We start from the raw sequence: 9,203 nt of genomic DNA, 5'->3' as shown, positions 1-9,203 counted from the left end.
CGGTAATGTCTCCCTGGTGGTCTGCCTGGACTCCGGCGCCGGCGACTACGGCCAGCTCTGGCTGACCACCTCGCTGCGCGGCATGGTCAGCGGCGTGTTGAAGGTCGAGGTGCTGACCGAGGGCATCCATTCCGGTGACGGCACGGGCGTCGTGCCCTCGTCCTTCCGTGTGCTGCGCCAGGTGCTGGACCGCTTGGAGGACTCCAAGACCGGCCGCCTGCTGCCGGAGAGCTTCCACTGCGACATCCCCGCTAACCGGGTTGAGCAGGCGCGCGCCACCGCCGCGCTGCTGAAGGACGAGGTCTACAAGCGCCTGCCCTGGGCCTGCGGCGCCGACGGCGGCCCGGTGCTGCCGATGACGGACGAGCCGGTCGAGGTCTTGCTGAACCGCACTTGGCGGCCGACGCTGTCGGTCACCGGCGTCGACGGCTTCCCTGACATGAGAAGTGCCGGCAATGTGTTGCGGCCGTTCACCGCCTTCAAGCTGTCGCTGCGGCTGCCGCCGCTGATCGACGGCAACGACGCCGCCCTGCGCCTGAAGGCCTTGCTGGAAGACAATGCACCGTACAACGCCAAGGTTACGTTCGTGCCCGATGGCCGCGCCGGCGCTTTCGGTGCGACCGGCTGGAACACGCCCGATCTGTCACCCTGGCTGAGTCAGGCGCTGAACCAGGCCAGTGAAACGCACTTCGGCGCGCCGGTCGGCTATATCGGGCAGGGCGGCACGATCCCGCTGATGAGCATGCTGCAAAAGGGCTTCCCGGCGGCGCAGATGATGGTCTGCGGCGTGCTCGGGCCCAAGAGCAATGCTCATGGCCCGAATGAGTTCCTGCATGTGCCCTATGGCAAGCGGCTGACCGCCGCCGTGGCTCAGGTGATGGCTGCTCATCCTTGAGTTGACTAGCGCAGGGTGAAGCTGGTTTCGACCAGGTTGCCCTGCAGGTCGTTCAACAGATGGGTCAGTGGGGACAGCTGTACATAGCGGGTCGAGACCTTGATTGCGTAGGCAAAAAAGCGCGGCAGGTCCTCGGCATAGGCGGGCTTGCCGTCGCGTTGCTTGAGGCGGCAGAACAGGCCCAGGATCTTCAGATGGCGCTGCAGGCCGGTCCACTCGACCTGGCGCCAGAATTCGCCGAAGTCGGCGTCCACGGCCAAGCCGGCGCGCCTGGCCTGCTCCCAGTAGCGGATGGCCCAGTCGAGTTCTTGCTCTTCGTCCCAGGAGATGAAGGTGTCGCGCAGCAGCGAGATCAGGTCATAGCCAATAGGGCCGCGGACCGCGTCCTGGAAGTCCAGCACCCCGACCTGCAGCGACTTGTCCGGGCCCTCACAGACCATCAAGTTGCGCGGCATGAAGTCGCGGTGCATCGGTACCTGGGCCTGCTCGGCGATGTTCGTCACCAGCACTTGGCAGACATGTTCCCACCATTTCTGTTGGGTCGCGTTCCACTTGCGGCCGTATTCACGCTCCACGCACCAGTCAACAAAGAGCTGCAGCTCGCGCCGCGCAAAGCTCTCGTCAAAGGCGGGCAGACGGGCGGCGTCACCCTTCAGCTGCCATTGCAACAGGGTCTGGGTGGCGGCGCGCATCAGGCGGTCGGCCTCGGCCGGGCTGGCTGATTGCAGCGCCTTCAGATAGGTCCGGTGACCCAGGTCACTGAGCAGCAAGAAGCCCAAGGCCTCGTCTGCCGCCAGCACCTCGGGCACATGCAGGCCGCAGTCGGCGTGCATATGGCGGGCGATGGCAATGAAGGGCCGCACATCATTGCTCTCGGGCGGCGCGTCCATCACGATGAAGCTGGCGCCCGAGCCACTGCTGATGCGCAGATAGCGTCGGCTGCTGGCGTCGGCCGTTGCCAGTTGGAGCGTCGCGGGCAGCAGGCCGTGCAGCGGCACCAGTGCTTGCAGCCAAGTCTGAAAATTTTGCGCGCGGATGTCGCTGGGCCAAACGAAGGAATTCATGGGCGGGGGCTGGTGTGTGGAGAGGTTGATGCGGCCTCATGGATAATGGATTTTACAAATTGCCAGCCCAAGCGCTGTGCCATGCCTTGGTTGGCCGGCGCCACGCGCTTGCTGCGATCCCACTTAAGCCAAAATTTGAGGCCGCCGGCTGATGCTGTACGGCCTTTGATTGTCAACGTCTTTGCCCACCCCCTTGGCTCGTTCTGCTCGTTTTGAATCAGTCGCCCTACCGACACCGCGCTGCTGGCCTCGCTTGAGCCTGCTGTGCGTCTGCGCGCACATCTTGCTGCTGCCCATGGCGGCGCCAGCCCAGCAGTCGCCCCCCGCCTTGCTCGGCAATGCGCCGGCCACCGAACCACTGCGCTTGCGGCCGGTGAAGTCATTGACCAAAGCCAAACCGGGCGACAAGTCCGCGTTGGTTATCGGAGCCGAGCGGCTGAGCCTGAAAGTGGACCAGGAGGCGAGCGCGTCCGGCGCGGTTGAGTTGCGCTCGGGCGAACTGTTGCTGAAGGCGGACAGCCTCAACTATGAGCAGGTTGAGGACTTTGCGCGCGCGCTCGGCAATGTCGAGGTCAATCAAGGCGGCAATCTATTCAGCGGCCCGGAGTTGCAGCTCTACGTCAACCGTTTCGAGGGCGAGTTTCTCAACCCGAGCTATTTTCTGTCGCTGACCGGTGGTCGCGGCCGCGCCGAGCGGGTCAAGTTTGCCGGCAGCAACAATGTGCTGGTGATTGACGGCACCTACAGCAGCTGCCCGGTTCGAGAGGACGGCCAAGTGCTGCCATGGGAGCTCAGCGCGAGCAAATTGGAGCTGGACTTTGACGCCAATGTCGGTGTAGCGACCGGTGCGGTGGTGCGTTTTTACGGCGTGCCGATTCTGCCCGTGCCTAAGCTCAGTTTCCCGCTTGGGCTTGGGCGCAAATCGGGTTGGCTGCCTCCAAGCTTCAGCTTCGACAAGCGCAGCGGGGTTGAGTTCGGCCTGTCCTATTACTGGGACATCGCGCCCCAGCGCGATGCCACTTTGACGCCCTTTTTGATGACACGACGAGGCGTTGGCCTTGACAGTGAATTCCGTTATCTGGAGCCTGATCATGCCGGCACGGTCAAGCTGGCCATGTTGCCGCATGACCGTTTGGTGGGGCGTTCGCGCTGGGCTTTGAATTTGGCTCAGAGTGGCGGTCTGGCGCGGGATTGGCGCTACCGGTTCGGGGCGGAACGCGTGTCCGACGATGATTATTGGAAGGATTTGCCGTCGCGTTTGCAGACGCAGACCGAACGCTTGTTGCCGACGGACCTGCAACTCGACCGGCGTCGCCAGTCGAGTTGGGGCGAGGCTCATTCCTATGTGCGGCTGCAGCGTTGGCAGGTCTTGCAAGGCCTGGACCCCCAAGCTCAGTTCGCTTCGCCTTATCAGCGCTCGCCGCAGGTCGGTCTGCGTCTGACTTCGGCGTCTGATGATGCCGTGCTCGAAGGCTTTCGCCCTTGGGGGCGCAAGAGCCGCCTGGAGGGCTCGGTGGAGATGGAGTACAACCGCTTTGATCTGCCCCCTAGCGCCTTGGCCGGGCAAACTCAGACGGGCCAGCGCGCGCATTTGCTGGCCCATGTCAGCGCTCCGATGGGCGGTGCGGCTTGGTGGTTGATTCCCCGGTTGGAAGTGAACGCGGCGCAATATGGGCTGGATCAGGCCAGGGTGGACGGGCGCAAGTCGATTGGGCGCACCGTCACCACCTTCAGCGTTGATCATGGCTGGGTTTTCGAGCGTGACACTGCTGTGTCGGAGCGCCAGCTGACCCAAACCTTGGAGCCGCGGGTGCTCTATGTCAACACGCCTTACCGGGCGCAGCAGGAATTCCCCAACTTTGATTCCGCCGCCAAGGATTTCAACTTTGATTCAATCTATTCATCGAATCAGTTTTCGGGCATAGACCGGGTCTCAGACGCTCATCAGCTGACCGCCGGCGTGGTCAGCCGCTGGGTTGACAACGCGCAAGGTGCAGAGCTGTTGCGTCTGGGTGTGGTGCAGCGCTATTTGTTCCGCGATCAGCTGGTCACACCCGACGGCCAAGCGGTGACACAACGTTTTTCGGACCTGCTGCTGCTGGGGTCGGCACATTTGCGGCCGGAATGGTGGACGGACGGTTCGGTGCAGTTCAATCCCAACGAAAGTCGACCGATGCGCACCGTCATGCGGGCGCGCTACTCGCCCGGCCCGTTCCGCACCGTCAGCGTGGCTTACCGCCTGACGCGCGGGCAAAGCGAGCAAGTCGAGTTGGCATGGCAATGGCCAATTTATGGCCAGGAGGCTGGCGCGAAGCGCGATAGCGCTGGCTGCGGTGGTGCTTGGTATAGCGCTGGTCGGGTTCAGTACAGCATATTTGACAGAAAGCTGACCGACTCCGTGCTTGGATTTGAGTATGACGCCGGTTGCTGGGTGTTCCGGGTCGGGGCCGAGCGGCTGTCGACCGGCCGCGCAGAAACCAATACGCGCTTGATGCTGCAATTGGAGCTGGTGGGCCTGTCCCAACTGGGTTCCAACGCGCTCAAGGTCTTGAGGGACAATATCCCCGGTTACCGAAGGCTGAGCAATGATCGCTCAGCAAGCACTGAAGCTCCCTATGACTGATATGTCGATTCGATTTTTGACCCTGTTCGGTGCAACACTTTTGACGGGCCTGCAGCTGAGCCAGCCTGCCATGGCCCAGACGCGTGCCATTGATCTGAAGCCCGGTGACTATATTGCCGTCGTGGTCAACCAGGACGTGGTGGCCGCCAGCGAGGTGGTGCTGCGCGTCAGCCAATTGCGCGAGGAGTCCAAACGGCGCGGTACGGCCATGCCGGATCCGGCTGCGCTGCACAAACAGGCCATGGACGCCTTGATTGACGATCGGGTCTTGGTCACGCATGCCCGCGAGACCAGCGGCAAGGTTGACGAGCCCGAGCTGGACCGCGTGGTCAGCAATGTGGCTGCACAGAACAAACTGACGATGCCGCAATTGCTGGAGCGCTTGAAGCAGGACGGCACCGACTTCCGCACCTTCAGGGAGAACTTGCGCGACCAGATGATGACGGAGCGGGTGCGAGAGCGCGAGGTGCAGGCTCGGATCCGGATCACCGATGGCGATATCGACAGTTATTTGGACAAGCGCCGCGAACAGTCAAGCAATGCCGGACAGCTGAACTTGGCGCATATTCTGATCAAAGTGCCGGACGGCGCGTCCGAGTCGGTGGTGGCGGAGCGCCAGGCGCGGGCCGAGTTGGCGCTTGAGCGCGCCAAGGCCGGCGACGACTTCCGCAAGCTGGCGCTGGAATTTTCGGACGACGCGACCAAGGAGCGCGGCGGCGAGTTTGGTTTGCGCCCGGTCGATCGTTTGCCGGACCTGTTTGTGCAGGCCGTCGTGGGCTTGAAGGGCGGCGAGCTGAGCGCGCAGTTGTTGCGCTCGGGGGCCGGTTTCCATGTCCTGAAAGTGGTTGAGCGCCAAGGCGGCGGTTCGCTGACGACGGTGACGCAAACCCATGCTCGGCACGTGTTGTTGCGGCCGTCCGCGCAGCTGAGCGCCGAGGTCGCGACGCGGCGCTTGGCCGAATTCAAGCGCGCGATTGTGAGCGGCAGCATCACGTTTGAGGCCGTTGCGCGCGAGAACTCCGAGGACGGCAGCGCACCCCAGGGGGGTGATCTGGGCTGGATGGGCCCCGGCGCCTTTGTGCCAGAGTTTGAATCAGCGATGAATGCGCTGCCCTTAGGCGGCATTTCTGACCCCGTGCCTTCGCGCTTTGGCGTGCACTTGATTCAAGTGGTCGAGCGCCGCTCGGTCGAGGTCGAGATGAAGCAACTGCGTGAGCAGGCGAAAGCGGCGTTGCGCGAAGGCAAGTACGAGGAAGCCTATCTTGAGTGGGTCAAGGACCTGCGCTCGCGTGCTTATGTCGAAATGCGCGAGTGGCTGGACTGAACATGGCCGGGCATATCGCGCGCAAACGCTTCGGCCAGCATTTCCTGACCGACGTCAACATCATTCAATCCATCGTTGATGCGATTGACCCTCGCACCGGTGAGGCTGTGGTGGAGATCGGGCCCGGCTTGGGCGCGATGACGATCCCTTTGCTGGACCGGATCAAGCCGCTGACGGTGATCGAGCTGGACCGTGACCTGGCCGCCAAGCTGCGTACACGCAACGGGCTTGAGGTGATTGAGTCGGATGTGCTGAAGGTCGACTTTGCGGCGCTTGCCGCTGAAAAGGGTCAGCGGCTGCGGGTGGTGGGTAATCTGCCCTACAACATCTCCAGCCCGATTCTTTTTCATCTGCTGGGTTATGTGGAGCATGTCGTCGACCAGCATTTCATGCTGCAAAAGGAAGTCGTTGACCGCATGGCCGCCTCGCCTTGCTGCAAGGATTACGGGCGACTCACGGTAATGCTGCAGTGGCGCTATGCGATCGAGTCGGTGTTGGATGTGCCGCCGACTGCCTTCGACCCACCGCCGCGGGTTGAATCGGCGATTGTGCGTATGCAGCCCTATGCCAAGCCGCCCGAGCTGGACCGCAAACTGTTTGGTGAGATGGTGGCGGTGGCATTTTCACAGCGCCGCAAGCTGCTGCGCCACAGCCTGGGGGTTTGGTTGACCACGCGTGGCTTTGCTGGGCAATTTGATTTGCAGCGGCGCGCCGAGGAAGTGCCGGTGGCCGAGTTCGTCGCCTTGGCCCAAGTGCTGGCTAAAGCAGACTGAATCGCAGGAACTAGGACGAAAAAAAGGGATCCCGCGGGACCCCTTTTTTTGTTTCGAGACAGCCCCTTAGGCTGCGCTCAACCACATGGCGGTGTCGAAAGCACTGCTCATCATCGGCATATTCATCCCAAAGTTGGCATTGGCTGCTGCTTTGGAATTCTTCGCTGCCGGCTTGACCGGGGCAGCTGCGGCCTCTTCGGTAGCCCGCTCCCAAGACGCGTTGTCTTGTGAGCGGGCTACTGAAAAGAATAGAAGCACCTGAACTGAACCTTGCGGTCGGCCCAGTAATCGGCCGCTTCTCGGAACACATCGAGCAGTTGCTCGCGCACCTCGCGGTCAAACTTGGCGTTGTCAGGCAACTGCTCAAGCACCACCACAAAGCCAGGCTGAGCGCCGGACTTGTGCACCAGATCGGTCATGCAATCATGGAGGGCGTCGAGATTCTTGCCGAAATGAGCGGGGAACAGAAACGCTTGCGCTATCCCTTCCAGCACATCCTGCTTGGACTGCGCCTCGGTTAGATTGGCGTACAAGAAATGCTGTCCAGCATCCTGTGCGGCGTGCATCAAGTCCTCTACGCGGTAGGCCCGAATGGCCTGCACGATATTGGGACGGACGGTCTGCAAAAGCATGGTCGCGATCCTCCTATATAGTCTCAGAACTTTTCATCACCTTCGGGTCACTGCACAACGCGTTTAAACGATGAGTAGTGATCGCCGGTGTAATAGCAAACATCAGGAGTGCGGGGTGGCTTGCCGCCGCACACCAAACGTCTGGCACCGCGATTGCGTGCGCCGGGCGTCGGGACGGTGTACTCGCGGTAATAGCCGCTTGGATATTTAGGCAGGATGCGTTCGCGATTGCCGAAAACGACGCCGTCTTTCTCGTAGGGGAATGGCCCTCCGGTCAAGATCAGCTGATGCGTTTTCTGCGCTTCACGAGGCAGTGCCGACAAGGCGACTATTTCCAGCGAGGCAAGTGTTTCTTTGGCCTGCACTTGAGCGTTGATCGCGACCGTTGCCAACAAAAAAGTGGCTAGGACAGATTTTCGCCAAGCGGACCACGGATGTGGTCGAGAGAGCAAAGACACGGGTTAACCCTGTTCCTGAAAACACAATGGTAACTAAAACGCTTGAAAAGCTCAAGCGCCTCACTATGCATCAGGTCCTTTTTGTTCTTTTGTTTGTAAGCGCACACATGCTGGTATAGGTTCGCACAGCTGGAGTTCGTGCGTCCGTGGAAGGCTCTGTAAGCCCTCACAAACATTTGTAAAAACTCGCTGTAGGCGCCCAATTCGAGCACTAATTTGGTGCGCGAATTGGGCTTGACCTGGCCTTGTCAGCGTGCGGCGTTGGCGTCGGCGACGGTTAAGGCTGTCATATTGACGATGCGGCGTACGGTGGCCGATGGTGTCAGTACATGCACGGGCTTGGCGGCGCCGAGCAGCACCGGACCGATGGCGATGCCACCGCCGGCAGCGGTCTTGAGCAGGTTGTAGGAAATATTGGCGGCGTCGATATTCGGCAGCACCAGCAGATTGGCCTCACCGCTGAGCGTGCTATTGGGCATCAGCTCCTTGCGGTAAGCGGCGTCGAGCGCCGTGTCGCCATGCATCTCGCCGTCGACCTCCAACCAGGGCGCGGCGCTGCGGATCAGGCCCAGCGCCTCGCGCATTTTCAGCGCCGACGGTTGGTTGCTGGAGCCGAAGTTGCTGTGCGAGAGCAGGGCCGCTTTCGGGCGCAGGCCGAAACGCATCATTTCCTCGGCCGCCATGACGGTAATTTCAGCCAGTTGCTCGGCCGTTGGGTCGTAGTTGACATGGGTGTCCACCAACATCACCTGGCGACCCGGCAGGATCAGGCCGTTCATGCAGGCAAAGGTCTTGACGCCCGGCCGCTTGCCGATCACCTGGTCGATGTACTGCAAATGCATCGCCGTGTTGCTCCAAGTGCCACAGAGCATGCCGTCGACCTCATCCTTGTGCAACATCATGCAGCCGATCAAGGTCAGGCGGCGGCGCATCTCGATCTTGGCCAGTTGCGCCGTCACGCCCTTGCGCTCGGTCATCTGGTGATAGGTCTGCCAGTAGTCGCGGTAGCGCTGGTCTTGCTCGACGTTGACGATGTCGTAGTCGCGGCCCTCTTGCAGGCGCAGACCGAAGCGCTCGCAGCGTTCGGCGATCACTGCAGGGCGGCCGATCAGGGTCGGCCGAGCCAGGCCCTCGTCGATCACCACCTGCACCGCGCGCAGCACGCGTTCCTCTTCGCCTTCGGCATAGGCAACGCGCTTATTCTTGGCGCGTTTGGCGACGTTGAAGATCGGCTTCATCGTCGTGCCCGAGGCATAGACAAAGCTCTGCAGCTTTTCGCGGTAGGCTTCCATGTCCTTGATCGGCCGCTGCGCCACGCCCGAAGCCACAGCCGCCAACGCCACCGCCGGCGCGATCTTCATCATCAGCCGCGGGTCGAAGGGCTTGGGAATCAGGTACTCGGGACCGAACGACAGCGTCGCGCCGGCGTAGGCC

General features: G+C 61.8%; 8 protein-coding genes. 4 read left to right on the top strand and 4 right to left on the bottom strand.

Annotation, left to right across the window (positions count from 1 at the left end; all coding sequences use genetic code 11):
• Positions 1–895 (top strand): peptidase dimerization domain-containing protein (locus RMO57_RS20010; protein WP_310389653.1); only part of this gene is annotated, 895 nt, incomplete at its 5' end.
• A 5-nt stretch (positions 896–900) separates the two neighbouring features.
• Here RMO57_RS20010 and RMO57_RS20005 read toward each other — a convergent pair.
• Positions 901–1,959: an aminoglycoside phosphotransferase family protein gene (locus RMO57_RS20005; RefSeq protein ID WP_310389652.1), complete on the bottom strand. Its 1,059-nt coding sequence runs from the start codon at positions 1,957–1,959 to the stop codon at positions 901–903.
• A gap of 253 nt (positions 1,960–2,212) precedes the next feature.
• On the opposite strand from RMO57_RS20005, the gene RMO57_RS20000 reads away from it, so the two are divergent.
• Genes RMO57_RS20000 through rsmA form a run of 3 tightly spaced genes read left to right on the top strand, consistent with a single transcriptional unit; the run spans position 2,213 to position 6,679 of the window.
• Positions 2,213–4,582: an LPS-assembly protein LptD gene (locus tag RMO57_RS20000; protein ID WP_310389651.1), complete on the top strand. Its 2,370-nt coding sequence runs from the start codon at positions 2,213–2,215 to the stop codon at positions 4,580–4,582.
• Positions 4,575–5,906, top strand: a complete 1,332-nt coding sequence (locus RMO57_RS19995; protein WP_310389650.1) for a peptidylprolyl isomerase — start codon at positions 4,575–4,577, stop codon at positions 5,904–5,906. Before RMO57_RS20000 ends, RMO57_RS19995 begins: the two co-directional genes overlap by 8 nt.
• A 2-nt stretch (positions 5,907–5,908) precedes the next feature.
• Positions 5,909–6,679, top strand: a complete 771-nt coding sequence (gene rsmA, locus RMO57_RS19990; RefSeq protein WP_310389649.1) for a 16S rRNA (adenine(1518)-N(6)/adenine(1519)-N(6))-dimethyltransferase RsmA — start codon at positions 5,909–5,911, stop codon at positions 6,677–6,679.
• Between the two features lie 236 nt (positions 6,680–6,915).
• Here the strand turns inward: rsmA and RMO57_RS19985 are convergent, their stop codons facing one another.
• From RMO57_RS19985 to RMO57_RS19975, 3 genes are all read right to left on the bottom strand, one after another.
• The gene (locus RMO57_RS19985) at positions 6,916–7,311 is read right to left on the bottom strand and encodes a barstar family protein (RefSeq protein ID WP_263534897.1); all 396 of its coding nucleotides are present in this window, start codon (positions 7,309–7,311) and stop codon (positions 6,916–6,918) included.
• Positions 7,312–7,358: 47 nt separating this feature from the next.
• Entirely contained in the window at positions 7,359–7,769 is a 411-nt protein-coding gene (locus RMO57_RS19980) for a ribonuclease domain-containing protein (RefSeq protein WP_414896464.1), read from the bottom strand.
• Positions 7,770–8,017: 248 nt separating this feature from the next.
• A partial coding sequence (locus RMO57_RS19975) for a phosphate acyltransferase (protein ID WP_310389648.1) occupies positions 8,018–9,203 on the bottom strand: 1,186 nt, incomplete at its 5' end.

It is taken from the genome of Roseateles sp. (genome assembly GCF_031397715.1).
Lineage (GTDB): Bacteria > Pseudomonadota > Gammaproteobacteria > Burkholderiales > Burkholderiaceae_C > Paucibacter_A.
Note: the sequence above shows the minus strand (reverse complement) of the source record. Positions and strands in the feature narration are given on the sequence as shown.